19 protein-coding genes are annotated in these 18,156 nt (G+C 60.7%); 10 read left to right on the forward strand and 9 right to left on the reverse strand.

Annotated features, from left to right (window positions below; translation table 11 throughout):
• Positions 1-58: 58 nt before the first annotated feature.
• Positions 59-937 carry a DMT family transporter gene (locus M0814_RS24770; protein ID WP_103484808.1) on the forward strand — a complete coding sequence of 293 codons (879 nt, stop codon included), beginning with the start codon at positions 59-61 and terminating at the stop codon, positions 935-937.
• Between the two features lie 130 nt (positions 938-1,067).
• Here the strand turns inward: M0814_RS24770 and M0814_RS24775 are convergent, their stop codons facing one another.
• Positions 1,068-2,405 carry an MFS transporter gene (locus tag M0814_RS24775; RefSeq protein ID WP_103367271.1) on the reverse strand — a complete coding sequence of 446 codons (1,338 nt, stop codon included), beginning with the start codon at positions 2,403-2,405 and terminating at the stop codon, positions 1,068-1,070.
• Between the two features lie 267 nt (positions 2,406-2,672).
• On the opposite strand from M0814_RS24775, the gene quiC reads away from it, so the two are divergent.
• Positions 2,673-4,574 (forward strand): 3-dehydroshikimate dehydratase QuiC, encoded by a 1,902-nt coding sequence (quiC, locus tag M0814_RS24780; protein ID WP_103484806.1) that lies wholly within the window; start codon positions 2,673-2,675, stop codon positions 4,572-4,574.
• Positions 4,575-4,676: 102 nt separating this feature from the next.
• Positions 4,677-5,354, forward strand: a complete 678-nt coding sequence (locus M0814_RS24785) for a TetR family transcriptional regulator (RefSeq protein ID WP_045122645.1) — start codon at positions 4,677-4,679, stop codon at positions 5,352-5,354.
• Between the two features lie 117 nt (positions 5,355-5,471).
• Here the strand turns inward: M0814_RS24785 and M0814_RS24790 are convergent, their stop codons facing one another.
• Entirely contained in the window at positions 5,472-6,326 is an 855-nt protein-coding gene (locus M0814_RS24790) for a shikimate dehydrogenase (protein WP_103484805.1), read from the reverse strand.
• The gene (aroQ, locus tag M0814_RS24795; RefSeq protein ID WP_003228440.1) at positions 6,323-6,772 is read right to left on the reverse strand and encodes a type II 3-dehydroquinate dehydratase; all 450 of its coding nucleotides are present in this window, start codon (positions 6,770-6,772) and stop codon (positions 6,323-6,325) included. The genes M0814_RS24790 and aroQ overlap by 4 nt, the downstream gene beginning before the upstream one ends.
• Before the next feature lie 329 nt (positions 6,773-7,101).
• On the opposite strand from aroQ, the gene M0814_RS24800 reads away from it, so the two are divergent.
• Both M0814_RS24800 and M0814_RS24805 read left to right on the forward strand, forming a co-directional pair.
• Positions 7,102-7,530: a DUF4160 domain-containing protein gene (locus M0814_RS24800; protein WP_103484804.1), complete on the forward strand. Its 429-nt coding sequence runs from the start codon at positions 7,102-7,104 to the stop codon at positions 7,528-7,530.
• Positions 7,527-7,973: a DUF2442 domain-containing protein gene (locus M0814_RS24805; protein WP_103484803.1), complete on the forward strand. Its 447-nt coding sequence runs from the start codon at positions 7,527-7,529 to the stop codon at positions 7,971-7,973. The genes M0814_RS24800 and M0814_RS24805 overlap by 4 nt, the downstream gene beginning before the upstream one ends.
• Positions 7,974-8,028: 55 nt before the next feature.
• Here M0814_RS24805 and trmA read toward each other — a convergent pair whose 3' ends face one another.
• Together trmA and M0814_RS24815 are read right to left on the reverse strand one after the other, a co-directional pair.
• Positions 8,029-9,108 carry a tRNA (uridine(54)-C5)-methyltransferase TrmA gene (trmA, locus tag M0814_RS24810; RefSeq protein WP_103484802.1) on the reverse strand — a complete coding sequence of 360 codons (1,080 nt, stop codon included), beginning with the start codon at positions 9,106-9,108 and terminating at the stop codon, positions 8,029-8,031.
• Entirely contained in the window at positions 9,105-10,400 is a 1,296-nt protein-coding gene (locus M0814_RS24815; protein WP_003228434.1) for an NCS2 family permease, read from the reverse strand. The genes trmA and M0814_RS24815 overlap by 4 nt, the downstream gene beginning before the upstream one ends.
• Before the next feature lie 224 nt (positions 10,401-10,624).
• Here M0814_RS24815 and M0814_RS24820 point away from each other — a divergent pair, with 224 nt between their 5' ends.
• Together M0814_RS24820 and M0814_RS24825 are read left to right on the forward strand one after the other, a co-directional pair.
• The gene (locus tag M0814_RS24820; protein ID WP_103484801.1) at positions 10,625-11,074 is read left to right on the forward strand and encodes a DUF4879 domain-containing protein; all 450 of its coding nucleotides are present in this window, start codon (positions 10,625-10,627) and stop codon (positions 11,072-11,074) included.
• Positions 11,075-11,141: 67 nt separating this feature from the next.
• Positions 11,142-11,693 (forward strand): DJ-1 family glyoxalase III, encoded by a 552-nt coding sequence (locus M0814_RS24825; RefSeq protein ID WP_103484800.1) that lies wholly within the window; start codon positions 11,142-11,144, stop codon positions 11,691-11,693.
• 5 nt (positions 11,694-11,698) lie between these two features.
• On the opposite strand, the gene M0814_RS24830 is transcribed toward M0814_RS24825, so the two are convergent.
• From M0814_RS24830 to M0814_RS24840, 3 genes are all read right to left on the reverse strand, one after another.
• Positions 11,699-11,986 (reverse strand): HigA family addiction module antitoxin, encoded by a 288-nt coding sequence (locus M0814_RS24830; RefSeq protein WP_003228428.1) that lies wholly within the window; start codon positions 11,984-11,986, stop codon positions 11,699-11,701.
• A 14-nt stretch (positions 11,987-12,000) separates the two neighbouring features.
• Positions 12,001-12,279 carry a type II toxin-antitoxin system RelE/ParE family toxin gene (locus M0814_RS24835; RefSeq protein ID WP_027612847.1) on the reverse strand — a complete coding sequence of 93 codons (279 nt, stop codon included), beginning with the start codon at positions 12,277-12,279 and terminating at the stop codon, positions 12,001-12,003.
• A 100-nt stretch (positions 12,280-12,379) separates the two neighbouring features.
• On the reverse strand, positions 12,380-13,618 hold the full coding sequence (locus M0814_RS24840) for an MFS transporter (RefSeq protein ID WP_103484799.1): 1,239 nt from the start codon (positions 13,616-13,618) through the stop codon (positions 12,380-12,382).
• A gap of 537 nt (positions 13,619-14,155) precedes the next feature.
• Here M0814_RS24840 and M0814_RS24845 point away from each other — a divergent pair.
• The 3 genes from M0814_RS24845 to M0814_RS24855 all read left to right on the forward strand — a co-directional run bounded on the left by M0814_RS24845 (position 14,156) and on the right by M0814_RS24855 (position 16,860).
• Positions 14,156-15,598 (forward strand): cytochrome ubiquinol oxidase subunit I, encoded by a 1,443-nt coding sequence (locus tag M0814_RS24845; protein WP_003228422.1) that lies wholly within the window; start codon positions 14,156-14,158, stop codon positions 15,596-15,598.
• A 3-nt stretch (positions 15,599-15,601) separates the two neighbouring features.
• Positions 15,602-16,609: a cytochrome d ubiquinol oxidase subunit II gene (cydB, locus tag M0814_RS24850; RefSeq protein ID WP_103485429.1), complete on the forward strand. Its 1,008-nt coding sequence runs from the start codon at positions 15,602-15,604 to the stop codon at positions 16,607-16,609.
• Positions 16,610-16,692: 83 nt separating this feature from the next.
• Positions 16,693-16,860, forward strand: a complete 168-nt coding sequence (locus M0814_RS24855; protein WP_080963309.1) for a DUF2474 domain-containing protein — start codon at positions 16,693-16,695, stop codon at positions 16,858-16,860.
• Positions 16,861-16,934: 74 nt separating this feature from the next.
• Here M0814_RS24855 and M0814_RS24860 read toward each other — a convergent pair whose 3' ends face one another.
• On the reverse strand, positions 16,935-18,059 hold the full coding sequence (locus M0814_RS24860) for a class I SAM-dependent methyltransferase (protein ID WP_103485428.1): 1,125 nt from the start codon (positions 18,057-18,059) through the stop codon (positions 16,935-16,937).
• Positions 18,060-18,156: the final 97 nt, after the last annotated feature.

Genomic DNA, 18,156 nt, shown 5'->3' on the forward strand with positions numbered 1-18,156 from the left:
TGGCGACGAGACTTGCCTGCGAAGATTTTTGATCTTTTTTGCAACACAAGGAAATCCAATGACCGTCAGCACCCCGCTCTCTGGTGTCAACCAACCCTTCAAGGGGATCTTGCTGATTGTCGTGGCGACCTTCCTGTTCTCCAGCCACGACGCCCTGTCGAAATACCTTTCGGGCTTTTACCCGATCATCATGGTGGTGTGGGCGCGGTATCTGGTGCACACCTTGCTGATGGCGGGGATTTTCCTGCCGCAGTCGGGGTTGCGCGTGCTGCGCACCAAACGGCCGTTGTGGCAGTTGGCGCGGGCGCTGTGCCTGCTCGGCACCAGTCTGTTTTTCACCACTGCGCTGCTGTACATCCCGCTGGCCGAGGCCACGGCGGTCAACTTTCTTGCGCCGGTGCTGGTGACGGCCCTGTCGGTGCCGCTGCTCAAGGAACGGGTGACGCGCGGACAGTGGATCGCGGTCATCTGCGGTTTTATCGGGGTGCTGATCATCGTCCATCCGGGCGGCGAGCTGTTCACTCCGGCGGTGCTGCTGCCGTTCTGCTCGGCGCTGTTTTTCTGCTTCTATCAACTGCTGACGCGCAAGCTCGCGGAAATCGACAGCCCGACCACCAGCAACTTCTTCGCCGGGTTGTGCAACACCTTGGTGATGAGCGCGCTGGTGCCGTTCTTCTGGCAAGTGCCAACGTTGCCTCACGCCGTGTTGATGCTGGCGCTGGGCAGCTGCGGGATGACCGCGCACCTGTTTCTGACCCAGGCGTTCCGCCATGCCGCGCCGGCATTGCTGGCGCCGTTCGGTTATTGCCAGATCGTGTTTGCCGGGTTGTTGGGGTGGGTGGTGTTCAATCACACGCCGAGTCTGTTGACGGTGATCGGCATTGCGGTGATCTGCTGCAGCGGCCTGGCGGCGGCGTGGCAGCAGAGCCGTAAGTGAGATAAAGACACAACCCTGTGGGAGCGGGCTTGCTCGCGAAGGCGGTGGATCAGTCAACATCAATGTTGAATGTCAGTCCGCTTTCGCGAGCAAGCCCGCTCCCACAGGGGGAGGGTGGTGCAGGCCGGGGTTACTCGGTGACGTCTGGAATCTTGCGCGGCGCCATGAAGTACATCCAGGTCAGGGCAATGAAGTACATCGCCGGAATCAGCGTGAACAACACGGTGTAGTTGTTGTTGGTGACGGTCAGGATGTGGCCGACGATCTGGGTCATGAACATCCCGCCGATCGCGGCGCACATGCCGCCGAAACCGAACACCGTGCTCATCATGTGCTTGGGTGTGTAGTCCATCACCAGGCTCCAGATGTTCGCAGTCCAGGCCTGATGCGCCCCGATGGCCAGGGAGATTGCCGCGACGGCGACCCACAGATTGCTCGAACCGGCGGCCATGATCACGCCGATGATGCAGCAGGCGAACAGGAACATCGACAGCAGCCGCGCCTTGATCGAGTTCATGCCGCGACCGATCAGGAACGACGACAGAATGCCGCCGCCGACGCTGCCGAAGTCGGCCGTCACGTAGATGATGATCAGCGGAATACCCATCTGGGTGACGTTGATGCCCAGGTTGTATTGCTGATTGAGAAACGGCGGCAGCCAATACAGGTAGAACCAGAACACCGGCGCGGTCAGCGAATAGGCGAGGGCGAACGCCCAGGTGCCACGCATGCGCAGGATGCGTGAAAACGGTACGCGGGCCTGTTCCGGTTCTACTTCCTGCTGGATGTAGTCGAGTTCGGATTTCTTCACCCGTGGATGGTCTTCCGGGTTGAAGTATTTCAAGCCCCAGAACAGCAGCCAGATCCCGCCGAGTGCCGACATGCACAGGAACGCCGCCTGCCAGCCCCATACGTGGAGAATCAGTGGCAACAGCATCGGCGTGAACATGGCGCCGACGTTGGTCCCGGCGTTGAAGATGCCGGTGGCCACGGCGCGTTCACCGGCCGGGAACCACAGGCGCGTGGTTTTCACGCAGGCCGGGTAGTTGGCCGCTTCGGTCAGGCCGAGGATGAACCGGCAGACCATGAAGCCGACGGCCGACGTCGCCAGACCGTGGGCGCCGGTGGCCAGGCTCCAGAGCAGCACTGCGCAGAAGAACACGCGTTTCACGCCGACCCGGTCGATCAGGCGTCCCTGCAGGACGAAACCAATCGCGTAGCCGACCTGAAACCAGAAGTTGATGTTGGCGTAATCCATCGCCGTCCAGCTCATTTCCTTGGCGAGGATGGGCTGCATGACGCCGAGGGCGGCGCGGTCGATGTAGTTCAGGGTCGTGGCGAAAAACACCAGCGCCAGCATGCCCCAACGGGTCTTGCCGACAGCCATGGCGCCGCGGATCTTGTCGCCGATGCCACCCGTGGCAGTGCTCATGGCCGGGGCCATGCGGGAAGTCTGTGAAGGAATCATTGTTCCACCCGTTTTTGAATTTGTTATGTGGTGTTGTTTGCACGCACTGCGACCGAAGGTTCATTTCCGGACTCAATGTGAAGTCGATGGTGGGCAGTGGACGAAAAATCGTCAATTCGTCGAAACGCCATAGTGTTCGATAATCGCACGCAAAACTAACCGGCTGGTACACTTTAAATTGCTGCTGAAGACGATGCAGCCAATAATTTCCTCACGATAAAAAACGATCCCCTGTACAAAACTGCAGCGCAGTCCGGGAGTAGAAACATGCAGCGTTCCATTGCCACCGTTTCCCTGAGCGGCACCCTGCCGGAAAAGCTCGAAGCCATTGCCGCCGCCGGGTTCGACGGCGTCGAGATTTTCGAGAACGATCTTCTGTATTACGACGGCAGCCCGCGGGAAATCAGGCAGATGTGCGCTGACCTGGGGATCGCCATCACCCTGTTCCAGCCGTTCCGCGATTTTGAAGGCTGCCGCCGTGATCGACTGGCGCGCAATCTGGAGCGGGCCGAGCGCAAATTCGACCTGATGCAGGAACTGGGCACCGATCTGGTGTTGGTCTGCAGCAACGCCTCGGCGGACAGCATCGGCGATCAACAGATTCTCGTCGATGACCTGCGCCTGCTGGCTGAACGGGCCGGCGCTCGCGGGTTGCGCATCGGCTATGAAGCGCTGGCCTGGGGCCGGCACGTCAATACTTATCAACAGGTCTGGGACATCGTCCGCCAGGCGGATCACCCGGCCCTCGGCGTGCTGCTCGACAGTTTTCACACCTTGTCGCTGAAAGGTGATCCAAGCGCGATTGCCGACATTCCCGGCGACAAGATCTTCTTTGTGCAAATGGCCGACGCGCCGATCCTCGCCATGGATGTTCTGGAATGGAGCCGGCATTTCCGTTGCTTCCCGGGGCAGGGCGAATTCGATCTGCCGGGGTTCCTCGCGCCGATCATCCAGAGCGGCTACACCGGGCCGTTGTCGCTGGAGATCTTCAATGATGGTTTCCGCGCCGCACCGCCACGGGCGAATGCCGCCGATGGTCTGCGTTCGCTGCTGTATCTGGAAGAGAAAACCCGTCAGCGCCTGGAACAGCAAGCAACGCCGGTAGCCAACCGCGAAATCCTCTTCGAAACGCCGCCGGCCAGCGAATACAACGGCATCGAGTTTCTTGAGTTCGCCGTCGACGAAAGCCTCGGCGCCAAACTGAGCAACTGGCTGGAGCGCCTGGGCTTCGTCAAGGCCGGGCAGCACCGCTCCAAGAGCGTGAGCCTGCTGCGTCAGGGCGATATCAACCTGATCCTCAACGCCGAACCGTATTCGTTTGGCCACAGTTTTTTCGAGGCCCATGGCCCGTCGCTGTGCGCCACTGCCGTGCGGGTCAAGGACAGCGCCAGCGCACTCGCTCGTGCGGTCGCCTACAAGGGCCAGCCCTATCGCGGCCTCGTCGGCCCCAACGAACTGGAACTGGCCGCGGTGCGTGCGCCGGATGGCAGCCTGATTTATCTGGTGGATGAAGCGGCGGATGTCTATGGGACCGACTTCAATCTGCTGCCGAACGCTCAGGCCCGTGGCGGCCTCAAACGCATCGATCACATGGCCATGGCGTTGCCGGCCGACAGCCTCGACAGTTGGGTGCTGTTCTACAAGAGCCTGCTGGATTTCGAGGCTGACGATGAAGTGGTGCTGCCCGATCCGTATGGTCTGGTGAAGAGCCGGGCGCTGAGAAGCCGTGACAGTTCGATTCGCCTGCCGCTGAACATCTCGGAGAACCGTAACACCGCGATCTCCCACGCGCTATCGAGTTATCGCGGCTCCGGTGTGCATCACATCGCCTTCGATTGTGATGACATCTTCGCCGAAGTCAGCCGCGCCAAAGAAGCCGGTGTGCCGTTGCTGGATATCCCGCTCAACTATTACGACGACCTCGCCGCGCGCTTCGATTTTGACGACGAATTCCTCAGCGAGCTGGCGTATTACAACGTGCTCTACGACCGTGACGCGCAGGGTGGCGAGTTGTTTCACGTGTACACCGAGCCGTTCGAGGGGCGCTTCTTTTTCGAGATCATCCAGCGTAAATACGGTTATGCCGGTTATGGTGCGGCGAACGTCGCGGTGCGTCTGGCGGCGATGGCCAAATCACGCAGCGGCGCGGTGCGCCAGGCGAAGTTGTAGGAAATTCGTAAACGCGGGATTAAACACGGGTCGCGCAGCTTCCTTAGCGCAGTTGTGCGGCCCATAATCGCCAGCCTGTGCAGTGATGGCCGTGAGCCCGCAATGACAATGACTTCAGAACTCCCCGCAGCCCCCGTCGTATCTGGCATCGAGCCGCGCAAGAGTCGCAAGAACAACCCGGAAAAGACCCGCGAGAACATCCTGCAGGAGGCGATCGTCGAGTTCGTCCAGCAGGGGTTGTCCGGCGCCCGCGTCGACGCGATCGCCGAGCGTATCCACACCTCCAAACGCATGATCTATTACTACTTCGGCAGTAAGGAGCAGTTGTACGTCGAGGTGCTGGAGAAGCTTTACGGCGACATCCGCAGCACCGAAAACCGCCTGCACCTGGCCGAGCTGCCGCCGGTGGTGGCGATCCGCCGACTGGTGGAGTTCACCTTCGATCACCACGACCGCAATGTCGATTTCGTGCGCATCGTCTGTATCGAAAACATCCATAACGCCGAGTTCGTGAAGCGTTCGGACACGATCAAGGCGATGAACAATACGATCCTCGATTCACTGGGCGAGATTTTGCGTCGCGGTGCCGAGGAGGGTGTGTTCCGCACCGGGCTGGACGCGCTGGATGTGCACTTGCTGATCAGCTCGTTCTGCTTCTACCGCGTCTCGAACCGCCACACGTTTGGTGAGATTTTTCAGATCGACCTGCCGGACGAAAGCATCAAGCAGCGTCATCGCGAGATGATCTGCGAGTCGGTGTTGCGCTACTTGCAAGCCTGACGCATTCCCCCTGTAGGAGTGAGCCTGCTCGCGATGGCGGTGTATCAGCCTATACATCTGGCGCCTGACACACAGCTTTCGCGAGCAAGCCCGCTCCCACAGGATCGATGTTGATCTTCAGCTATTCATGCTTTGGAAGTGCGCAAGCATCCGCTGCGCATCCGGCACCACACCGCTGAACAATTCAAACGCCTTCACCGCTTGAAACACCGCCATGTTGCCGCCGTCCAGCGTGCGGCAACCGAGGGCACGGGCGTTGCGCAGCAGTTCGGTTTCCAGCGGGAAGTAAACAATCTCCGCGACCCATAATTCCTTGCGCAGCAGCTCCACCGGCACCGGCATGCCCGGCAGTTTGGCCATGCCCATCGGCGTGGCATTCACCAGACCATCGGCCTGATTCAGCGTGCCCGGCAGATCTCGCCCGGCCACCGCGCGGCCTGAGCCGAAATGCTGGTTGAGGTTGTTCGCCAGACTCTCGGCACGCTCGCGGTCGACGTCGAAAATGCTCAGTTGCTGTACGCCTTCGCTCAGCAGCGCGTGGGCCACCGCCGCCCCGGCACCACCGGCGCCCATCTGGACGACACGCTCACGCGCAGCGTCTGTCAGGCCTCGGCGAAAACCTTCGGCAAAACCCAGGCAATCGGTGTTGTGGCCGATGCGCTTGCCATCCTTGAGCACCACCGTGTTGACCGCGCCGATGCCCCGGGCTTCCGGCGACAGTTCATCGAGCAACGGGATGATCGCCTGCTTGCACGGGAAGGTGATGTTCAGGCCGGTGTAGTGCATGCGCTCGGCGGCCAGCAGCAAGTCGGGCAGCGCGTTGCTGTCGAGTTGCAACTGATCGAGGTCGATCAGTCGATACAGGTAGCGCAGGCCTTGGGCATCGCCCTCGTGTTCATGCAGTGCTGGCGTGCGCGAGGCCTGAATGCCCGCGCCGATCAGTCCGGCGAGTATTACGTTCTTGCGGATCATGCTGCGCGTCCTTTCAGCCGTTGACTGAAATGCTCCAGGGCCAGGCGATAGCCATGGCTGCCGAAACCGCACATCACCGCCGTGGCGATGGCCGAGACGAACGAGTGGTGGCGGAACGGCTCACGCGCATGCACGTTGGACAGGTGCACTTCGATCACCGGCAACTCACTGGCCACCAGCGCGTCGCGGATCGCCACCGAAGTGTGCGTCCAGGCCGCCGGGTTGATCACGATCCCGGCGCAACGCCCGCGTGCCGCGTGAATCCAGTCGAGCAATTCGCCTTCGTGATTGGTCTGGCGAAATTCCACGGTCAGGCCGAATTCTTCAGCGGCGCGCCCGCACAGTGCAGAAATATCGGCCAGGGTTTCGTGGCCGTAGGTCGCCGGTTCACGGGTGCCGAGCAGGTTCAGGTTCGGGCCGTTGAGCACCAGAACGATAGGGGGCATGGGGGCAAACTCCACTTATTGTTTTTGGCTTGGGCCGAGGGTCTCAGCCTGTGGAGGTAAAATGTACCAGATGGTTACCATGGTCAATTGAACTGCCTGGACCTTTGGCTTTTGTGTTCGGTGATCGCACACAAGCTGTTTTCATTTCAATTTTTTCGAGTTGTATCGACAGCTTTGCTTACGTTTTTTCTTGAAGATTCAGCACCTCCTCACGCATGCCGACGCTAGCCTCAAAGGTGTGAAAGCCATTGGGTGCTGTGCAGCGCCGACCGTCGGATTTGCAAGGAAAATCGAATCTTGAAACTTATTAACCTAACGGATGGGTTAGCATGAAGGTATGCAGCTACAAGGGATTGTCGATAAGCATCATGTTGCGAGATGAGCATTGCCCACCCCATGTTCACGTTAATGCAGGCGCCTGGAATGCCCGATTTCAGTTCAGTTTCTGGCACAACGACATTGATCTGTGGGATGTCGTGCCGCTTTCTCGTCGACCTGCGCTGGCCGTGCTGGAAGGCTTGAGTCGATCACTTGGGCAACCTGCTCATCTACGTCGTGCACGAGGGATCTGGTGGTCAGGTTTGCAGACAGTTTGTCTCGACAATCAGGTGTGGGATTGCGAGTCAAACGAAGTCCCCGTGATGAAACCGGTCACCGCTACGACCTACAGAATCAGTTCGGCGCGTTATGAGCCAGAAGCAGACAAGACTCTTCTGACATTGCTCGGCAAACTGGAAGGAGTGGAAATCGATTTATGAATGTCATCAAGGCAAAGCCGTCCGTGCATCGTCCACTGACGGAAGAAATGCTCGATGCCGCGATAAAACGTGGCGAAGCGCGACAAGCAGGTAGCTTGCAGGCTGTTTCCGTGACCTTTGAAAACCCCTCTCTGGTCATTCGTTTTGAAGACGGCAGCGGTGTGTTGCTACCGGTAAGCCAGTATCCGGAGTTCAAAGGGTTTGAGGCAGACGATTATGCAAGCCTGACAGTCGATTTTGCAGGCACTGCGCTTTGTCACGAGGGCAAAGACCTCGACGTTTCCATCTCCGGAATGATCTCGGCGAGCCCGTCACTCATGAGAATGGCGGCTTCGGTGGTTGCTTCGCGCAACGGTCGTCAAAGCAGTGCGGCAAAATCCGAAGCCGCACGAGCGAATGGCAAGAAGGGCGGGCGTCCACGTAAAACCGACACGGCACCGTAAGCAGGCACAAAAAAGCCGTCAATCACGACGGCTTTCTCGTATCTGGCATTCGCCATCAACGCCGGGTCAGCAACACCCCGGACTCCATGTGATGCGTCCACGGGAACTGGTCGAACATCGCGCAGCGGGTGATGCGGTGCGTGTCGTGCAGTTGGGCGATGTTGGCCGCCAGGGTTTCCGGGTTGCAGGAGATGTACAGGATGTTGTCGAAGCGCCGGGTCAGCTCGCAGGTGTCCGGGTCCATGCCGGCGCGCGGCGGGTCGACGAACACGCTGCCGAACTCGTAGCTTTTCAGGTCGATGCCGTGCAGGCGACGGAACGGACGCACTTCGTTCAGCGCTTCGGTCAGCTCTTCGGCGGACAGACGCACCAGCGTGACGTTATCCACAGCGTTTTCGCTGAGGTTGCTCAGTGCGGCGTTGACCGAGGTCTTGCTGATCTCGGTGGCCAGCACTTTGCGCACGCGGGTGGCGAGCGGCAGGGTGAAGTTGCCGTTGCCGCAGTACAGCTCCAGCAGATCGTCGGGACGATCGCCCAATGCTTCGTACGCCCAGTTCAGCATCTTCTGGTTCACGGTGCCGTTGGGCTGAGTGAACGCGCCTTCCGGCTGACGGTAACTGAAGGTGCGACCACCGACTTCCAGCTTCTCGACCACGTAATCGTGGCCGATCACTTCGCGCTTGCCCTTGGAGCGGCCGATGACGCTGACGTTGAGATCAGCCGCCAATTTCGACGCGGCCGCATGCCAATGCTCGTCCAGCGGACGGTGATAGCACAGGGTGATCATCGCATCGCCGGCCAACGTGGTCAGGAACTCCACCTGGAACAGCTTGTGGCTCAGCGCCGAGCTGGCCTGCCACGCCGCCTTGAGCTGCGGCATCAACTGGTTGATGCGCAGGCTGGCAATCGGGAATTCTTCGATCAGGATCGGCGTGCGTTTGTCGTCCTGGGAGAACATCGCGTAGTGCCGCTCACCGGCCTCGCGCCACAGGCGAAATTCCGCGCGCAGGCGGAAGTTCTGCAGCGGCGAGTCGAACACGGTCGGCTCTGGCGCATCGAACGGGGCCAGCAGGTCACGCAAACGCGTGACCTTGTCTTCGAGCTGAGTGGCGTAGGCCTGGGAATCAAAAGTCATGCGTTGAACCAACCCAACTTGATCACGAACAGAATCGACAGGATCACCAGCGCCGGGTTCAGCTCACGGGCGCGGCCCGACAGCAGCTTGATCACGGTCCAGGAGATGAAGCCGAAGGCGATGCCGTTGGCGATCGAGTAAGTGAATGGCATCGCCAGCGCGGTAACCACCACCGGTGCGGCCACGGTGATGTCTTCCCAGTCTATTTCCGCCAGACCGGAAGTCATCAGCACGGCGACGAACAGCAGCGCCGGTGCGGTGGCGAAGGCTGGAACGCTGGCCGCCAGTGGCGAGAAGAACAGCGCCAGCAGGAACAGGATCGCCACGACGACCGCCGTTAGGCCGGTACGCCCGCCAGCGCTGACGCCAGCCGCGGATTCGATGTAGCTGGTGGTGGTCGAAGTACCCAGCAGCGAGCCGGCCATCGCCGCGGTGCTATCGGCGATCAGTGCACGACCCATTTTCGGCATGTGGCCGTCCTTGCCCATCAGGCCGGCGCGCTTGGCGACGCCGATCAGGGTGCCGGAGTTGTCGAACAGGTCGACGAACAGGAAGGCGAAGATCACGCTGACCAGACCGATGTCCAGTGCGCCCTTGATGTCCAGTTGCATGAAGGTCGGGGCCAGCGAAGGTGGCATCGAGGTCACGCCGCCAAACGGAGTGAAGCCCATGGCGATGGAAATGATGGTCACCGCCAGAATGCCGATCAGTACTGCGCCGCGCACTTTCAGCGCTTCGAGGGCGACGATCAGCGCGAAGCCGAGGGTGGCGAGGATCGGCGCCGGGGCTTTCAGGTCACCGAGGCCGACCATGGTCGCCGGGTTGCTGACTACGATGCCGGCGTTGTGCAGGGCAATCAGCGCCAGGAACAGGCCGATACCGGCGGCAATCGCCGAGCGCAGCGGCAGCGGGATGCTGTTGATGATCCATTCGCGGATGCGGAAGATCGACAGCAGGAAGAAGCACACTGCCGAGATGAACACCGCGCCCAGCGCCACTTGCCAGGTGTGGCCCATGTGCAGGACCACGGTGTAAGTGAAGAAGGCGTTCAGGCCCATGCCAGGCGCGAGGGCGATCGGGTAGTTGGCGATCAGGCCCATGATGGTCGAGCCGATGGCGGCTGCCAGACAGGTGGCGACGAACACCGCGCCCTTGTCCATGCCGGTCTCGCCGAGAATGCTCGGGTTGACGAACAGAATGTAGGCCATGGCCAGGAAGGTCGTGACGCCCGCCAGAATCTCGGTACGCACGTTGGTGTTGTGTGCCTTGAGTTGAAACAGCCTTTCCAGCATGTCTGCTCCCCGTGGCGCGCGCGGCGCCGTGAATGTATCGACCTCAACAGCAAAGCACAGACCGTCGCAAGCGCCTGGGAATTTGTGGTGGGCCGGAAAAAGCCGCGCATCATACCAGCAGCGTGAGGAATATGGCGGTTGTTGGTGCCGAACGTCGTCGAAGTTTTGCCGGAGGGTTATCTGCGCCATACTGCGCGCTGAATTTTTCGGGGAAACGCGATCACATGGGCAAGCGCTGGATGAAGGCTTTCTGGGTAATGGCAGGGCTGATGGCCGGGTCGACGGCGGCGCTGGCAGCCTCGGCGCCACCCTTGACGCAAGTGAAAGTGATCAAGGTTCAGTCACCGGCCTGCGGCCTGGAAGACATCGGCGATGGACAGACTCAGACCCAATGCAATCACGCCGGGCCGAGCATCAAGGTGTATGTACTGGAAGTCGGCTATGGCCAGAACCAGCCGCATGCCACGCTGGACGGTTTTGAAGTCAACGGCACCCGGGCTCCAGTGTGCGCTTTTGATAACGGCAATCTGACCGAGTGCACGCCCGGCAGCAAAACCGTTGGCTCGCTGTATACCTTCGATCTGGCGGGCAAGCAGGAAGGCACCTTCAGCTTCAGCAACACTTCGCTCAACGCGCCGCGCAACACCCTGTCGACCCAGCTTTACATCAAGTAACGGCTATCACCGGACGGGGCAGGACAAAGCTGACTACGCTTGAAAGATCACCCAGCGGATAGCGCCCATGACCTTTAGAGCCCTGATTACCCTCGCCGAGGGCATCGATGATCTGCAAAGTGTGACCCTGATCGATGTGCTGCGCCGCGCCGGCGTTGAAGTCGTGGCGGCCAGCATCGAAGGCCGACGCATGCTGACCTGCGCGCGCGGTACGCGCCTGACGGCGGATGGCATGCTGGTCGATGTGCTGGCGCAGACATTCGACCTGATCGTCCTGCCCGGCGGGGTGGTCGGTTCACAACATCTGGCAGCACATCAACCGCTGCAGCAATTGCTCAAGGATCAAGCCAGCGCCGGACGCCTGTTCGCCGCCATAGGCGAAGCCCCGGCCATCGCCCTGCAAGCCTTTGGCGTCCTGCGTCAGCGGCGCATGACCTGCCTGCCGGCTACCAGCCATCAACTGTCGGGTTGTACGTTTGTTGATCAACCGGTGGTGGTCGACGGCAACTGCATCACCGCCCAAGGCTCCGGCGCCGCACTGGCCTTTTCCCTGACGCTGGTTGAGCAGCTTGGCGGCAAGGCGTTGCGGGCGAAAGTGGCGGGGGAGATGTTGGTGTGATGGCTTCAGGCGTGGGCAGCGATAGGCGTAATGGCTGGTTGCTCCCGATGCTCTGCTTGCCACAGATCGTAATCGGTTTGAACGCCTAGCCACACACGCGCCTTGCCAATGCCTGCTCGCTCCAGCCGTACTGCCAGATCCGGGCTGATCGGTGCATGGCCGTGCAATACGCGGGAAAGGTGAGGGCGGGCGAAGCCCAGATGTCTGGCCAATTCACTCACACTGATGCCTAACTCTGGCAAGACATCCACGAGCAGTGTTTCACCGGGGTGTGGCGGGTTGTGCATGGGCATGAGCCTGCCTCCTGTCAGTGGTAGTCCAGATAATCGACCAATTCGATGTCCGAACCGACAAAACGAAAGATAACCCGCCAGTTGCCTGAAACACTGAGCGACCAATATTCGGACAGTTCACCTTTCAGTGGATGCAGGCGCCAACCCGGCAGATCAAGATCTGCGGGAAGTGCTGCGCGATCCATGAACTGCAGCATACGTGCCAGACGTTTTGCGTGATCGGCGCGAATTCCGCGGGTCGAACCTGTTTCATAGAAGCCACGAAGGCCTTTGTGCTGAAAGGATTTGATCATGGCGGCGAGTGTAAGGCGATACATTACACTCTGTGCGGTAACTATGTACCGCACCTTTTCAATCAATTTGTGCTTGGCGTGTTGATTTCGCTGATGTGCCTCAGACCTTCGCCTCTTCCACCGGCACATGCATCCGGTCGCGTCTGGCCAGGGTCGGGAACAGTTTGATCCAGGTCCCGGTCACCACCAGCGTGCCGATCCCGCCCATCACCACGGCCGGTACGGTGCCGAACCAGTGCGCGGTGAGGCCGGATTCGAATTCGCCCAACTGGTTCGAGGCGCCGATGAACAGGCCGTTCACCGCGCTGACCCGGCCGCGCATTTCGTCCGGGGTTTCCAGTTGCACAAAGGAGGCGCGGATCACCATGCTGATCATGTCCGCCGCGCCGAGCACCACCAGCACCGCCAGCGAGAACCAGAATGAGGTCGACAGACCGAAGGCGATGGTTGCCACGCCGAACACGCCGACCGCGGTGAACATCACCCGGCCAACGTTGCGTTCGACGGAAAACCGGGCGAGGAACAGCGACATCCCCAGCGCGCCAACCGCCGGCGCCGAACGCAGCAGGCCCAAGCCCCATGGGCCGGTGAGCAGGATGTCTTTGGCGAACACCGGCAGCAACGCGGTGGCGCCACCGAGCAGCACGGCGAACAGATCCAGCGAGATCGCCCCGAGAATGTCCGGGCGGCTGCGGATGAAGCGAATCCCGGCCAGCAGCGAGTCCAGCGTGGCTTTGCCTTTGTTCAGCGGCGTCTGCCGCGCGGGCAGATTGAGCATCAAGGTGCAGGCGATAACGTAGAGCAACACCGTCGGGCCGTAGACCCAGACACTGCCAAACGCGTAGAGCAGGCCACCCATCGCCGGGGCGACGATGGTGGCCGACTGCTGTGCCGACTGCGCAGCGGCGACCGCCCGTGGAAACAGGGCACTGGGCACGATGCTCGGCAGCAGTGCCTGGGTGGTCGGCAGCTCGAAGGAGCGTGCGCCGCCGAGCAGGAAGGCGAGGATGAAGATCATTTCCCGGGTGATGTGATCGGTGGCGCTGCCGATGGCCAGCGCCAGGGCAATCAACGCTTGCAACGACTGACAGATCGCGGCAACACGGCGTCGGTCATAACGGTCGGCGACGTGACCGGTGTGCAGCATGAACAACACCCGTGGCGCGAACTCGACCAGCCCGACCAGACCCAGGTCGAGCACGTTGCCGGTCAGTTGATACAGATTCCAGCCGATCGCCACCGTGAGCATCTGAAAACCGCTGGCGGTGAAGATCCGGGCGAACCAGAACGCGAGAAATGGACGATGGTGACGTAACAGCAGGGGCTCTTGGCTGGGCATCTGAAGGCAGGTCTGGCTCGGGGGGGAACCGCGAGGTTATCACCAGTCTGTAACAGGAAGTTGCTATGACAAAAAATTTAGTTAGCCAGACATCTATCGTCCAAAACCCTCAGTTTCTTGTGGCGAGGGAGCTTGCTCCCGCTGGAGGGCGAAGCACTCCCGAGCATTTGTCTGGATAGGTCAAGGTGGCAGGTTTTACGACTGCTGCGCAGCCGAGCGGGAGCAAGCTCCCTCGCCACAGGGATTTCGCCGCTCTGGGAATGTGTTTCAGAACGTTGCTCAGGCAATGAGGCAACTTGTCACGCGGCAAACGACCACGCCGTTCTTCGTCGGAAATGGGACTACTCTTTCAACATTGCTTGATCCAGATCAAGACCCTCCCGGGCCATGGTCTGGTGGCCCGATGGCCAGACTCCCTGCGTTGCGATGGTTATTAAAAAAGAACGAATCAGAATTCGCCGCACTCGATATTCGTGGGGGCAGTAGGTGCAGGGGCCGCAAGCCCCATCGCCGGTATTACCTGACAGAGGAAGACGTATGTTCGGTTTAGAGGCGCTCGATCTCGCCCGAATTCAGTTCGCATTCACCATCTCGTTCCACATCCTGTTCCCGGCCATCACCATTGGTCTGGCGAGCTACCTGGCGGTGCTCGAAGGCTTGTGGTTGAAAACCCATAACGACACCTACCGGGATCTCTACCACTTCTGGTCGAAGATCTTTGCCGTCAACTTCGGCATGGGCGTGGTCTCTGGTCTGGTCATGGCCTACCAGTTTGGTACCAACTGGAGCCGTTTCTCGGACTTCGCCGGTTCCGTCACCGGACCCTTGCTGACCTACGAGGTGCTCACGGCATTCTTCCTCGAGGCCGGTTTCCTCGGGGTGATGCTGTTCGGCTGGAACAAGGTCGGGCGAAAACTGCACTTCTTCGCCACCGTGATGGTGGCCATCGGTACGCTGATCTCGACGTTCTGGATCCTCGCTTCCAACAGCTGGATGCAGACGCCGCAAGGCTTCGAGATCGTCAACGGTCAGGTGATCCCGACCGACTGGCTGGCGATCATCTTCAACCCGTCGTTCCCGTATCGCCTGATGCACATGGCCACCGCTGCGTTCGTGGCCACGGCGTTTTTCGTCGGCTCGTCGGCGGCCTGGCACCTGCTGCGCGGCAAGGACAACCCGGCGATCCGCACCATGCTGTCGATGGCGATGTGGATGGCGCTGATCGTCGCGCCGATCCAGGCGGTCATCGGTGACTTCCACGGCCTCAACACCCTTGAGCATCAGCCGGCGAAAATCGCCGCGATCGAAGGCCACTGGGAAAACAAAGGCAACGAAGCGACGCCGTTGATCCTGTTCGGCTGGCCGGACATGAAAGAAGAGAAAACCAAATTCGCCGTGGAGATTCCGTATCTCGGCAGCCTGATCCTGACCCACTCGCTGGACAAGCAAGTACCGGCGCTCAAGGAGTTCCCGCCTGAAGACCGGCCGAACTCGACCATCGTGTTCTGGTCGTTCCGGGTCATGGTCGGTCTCGGCTTCCTGATGATCTTCACCGGTCTGTGGAGCCTGTGGCTGCGCAAGCGCGACACCCTCTACACCTCGCGCCCGTTCCTGTATCTGGCGTTGTGGATGGGACCGTCCGGCCTGATCGCGATCCTCGCCGGCTGGTTCACCACCGAGATCGGGCGTCAGCCGTGGGTGGTCTACGGGCTGATGCGCACGGCGGATGCGTCTTCCAACCACAGCTTCATGCAGATGAGCATCACCCTGATCATGTTCGTCGTGGTGTATTTCGCGCTGTTCGGTGCCGGACTCGGCTACATGATGCGTCTGGTGCGCAAAGGGCCGAAAACCGATGAAGGCAAGGAAACCAACGACGGTGGTCCTGGCCAGAAACGCACACCGGCGCGGCCGTTGTCCGCCGCCGATGACGAAGGCACCGACGCTGACTCGCAGCGCAGCCTGGAAAAGGAGATTTGACTCATGGGTATTGATCTTCCGCTGATCTGGGCCGTGATCATCATCTTCGGCATCATGATGTACGTGGTCATGGACGGTTTCGACCTGGGGATCGGGATTCTCTTCCCGTTCATCCCGGGCAAGACCGACCGTGACGTGATGATGAACACCGTGGCCCCGGTGTGGGACGGCAACGAAACCTGGCTGGTACTGGGCGGCGCGGCGTTGTTTGGCGCGTTCCCGCTGGCCTATTCGGTGGTGCTGTCGGCGCTGTACCTGCCGCTGATCTTCATGCTGATCGGCCTGATTTTTCGCGGTGTGGCGTTCGAGTTCCGCTTCAAGGCCAAGGACGACAAGCGCCACCTGTGGGACAAGGCGTTCATCGGCGGCTCGGTGGCGGCGACGTTCTTTCAGGGCGTGGCACTCGGGGCATTCATCGACGGCTTGCCAGTGGTCAATCGGCAATACGCCGGCGGTTCACTGGACTGGCTGACGCCATTCACCCTGTTCTGCGGCGCTGCGCTGGTGGTGGCCTATGCCTTGCTCGGTTGCACCTGGCTGATCATGAAGACCGAAGGCAAGTTGCAGGAACAGATGCACAACCTCGCGCGGCCGCTGGCGTTCGTGCTGCTGGCGGTGATCGGCGTCGTCAGTCTGTGGACGCAGCTGGCTCACCCGGAAATCGCGACACGCTGGTTCAGCAAGCCAAACCTGTTCTGGTTCATGCCGGTGCCGATTCTGGTGCTGGTGACAATGTACGGGCTGATCCGCGCGGTGGCGCGCAACGCCAACTACATGCCGTTCCTGCTGACCCTGGTGCTGATTTTTCTCGGTTACAGCGGTCTGGGCATCAGCCTGTGGCCGAATATCGTGCCGCCGTCGATCTCGATCTGGGACGCCGCCGCACCGCCGCAAAGCCAAGGCTTCATGCTGGTCGGTACGCTGTTCATCATCCCGTTCATCCTGGGTTACACCTTCTGGAGCTACTACGTGTTCCGCGGCAAGGTCACCCATGAAGACGGTTACCACTGATCTGCGGCTCTGCTCACCCTGAGGGAGCAAATCTGTTCGCGGTGGCGTCCTCAGCGACGCCATCGCCCAAGAGGAACGATGCAATGAACGGCAAACATTCCCTGCACGAGATTGAAGAGGCCGAAAAAAAGCCGCTGTGGCAGCGGCTCGGCTGGTTGGCCCTGATCTGGATCGGTAGCGTCGGCGCGCTGTTCATTGCGGCCAGCCTGATGCGCCTGTTCATGAGCGCGGCGGGCCTGACCACGCACTGAAACATCCCGTCCCGTTGCCTCTGGGCACGGTTTACCACCCTCCGTACCACGGAGGGTTTTTTTTGCCTGAGGTTTTACTTGCGGGCTTTGAGAATCACGAATTTCGGTGTGGCCGCTACTTGCTCGACGCCACGGAACAGCCGCGCCAGTTTGCTGTGATAACCCAGATGACGGTTGCCGACGATGTATAACGCACCGCCGACCACCAGCGCCTCGCGGGCCTGCTGGAACATGCGCCAGGCGAGGAAGTCGCCGACCACTTGCTGTTGATGGAACGGCGGATTGCACAGCACCACGTCCAGCGATTGCGGCTCTTGTCCGGCCAGACCATCGCCGGCCCGCACGATCACTTCTCGTTCGCCCAGTGCCGCCCGCCAGTTCTCGCCGGCCGATTGCACCGCCATGAACGATTCGTCGACCAGCGTGTAATGCGCGTCAGGGTTGTGCAGGGCGCTGGCGATCGCCAATACGCCGTTGCCGCAGCCCAGGTCGGCGACCCGGGCCGAACCAAGGTTTTTCGGCAAGTGCGGGAGGAACGCACGGGTGCCGATGTCCAGCCCTTCGCGGCAGAACACGTTGGCGTGGTTGAGCAACTCGATGGCCGGTTCGTCGAGCAGATAACGCGACGGGTAGGGCGAGACCGTCGGGGCTTTCGCTTCAGGTGTGGCGATCAGCAAGCGGGCCTTCTTCACCGCCAGCGATGCCTGTACCGGGCCGATGTAGCGCTCCAGCAGGTCGCCAGCCGCCCGTGGCAAATGCTTGACCATCGCCGCAGCCACCACTTGCGCGCCCGGAGCCAGTTGGCCTTGCAGGCGAATCAGTTGTTCTTCGAGTAACGCCAGGGTTTTCGGCACACGGATCAGCACCCGGTCGTAGGGGCCGATCAACGGCTCGCTGGCCGGTGTGCCGCGCACGGCATCAAAGGCCAGGCCATTGCGCACCAGGTTCTTCTCAAGGCCCTGAAAAGCCAGGAACGAGTCACCACTGCTGCTGACCTGAACCTTGCCAGCCAGGCTGGCCGCGAGGGCGCCGAAGCTGTCGTTGAGCACCAGTACCCGGGTATCCGCTGCCGGTTGCTCGGCGGCCAGATGATTGAGCAGGTATTCGTCGGCCGCATCGAAGGCTTGCAGCGGTTCATTCTGCTGTTCAGGCTGGCGGATCAGATCGAGTTGGGCAAAGGGCGTATCGAGCAAGGGCATGGGACGGGGACTCTGGGTAATCAACGGGTGGCCCGCGGCCCAGGTGAGCGTGCTGCGGAACCGTCCGAGTGGACCACGACGCCAAAGTTGCCGTCAT

This window comes from Pseudomonas sp. MWU12-2020 (genome assembly GCF_023100605.1).
Classification (GTDB): domain Bacteria; phylum Pseudomonadota; class Gammaproteobacteria; order Pseudomonadales; family Pseudomonadaceae; genus Aquipseudomonas; species Aquipseudomonas fluorescens_H.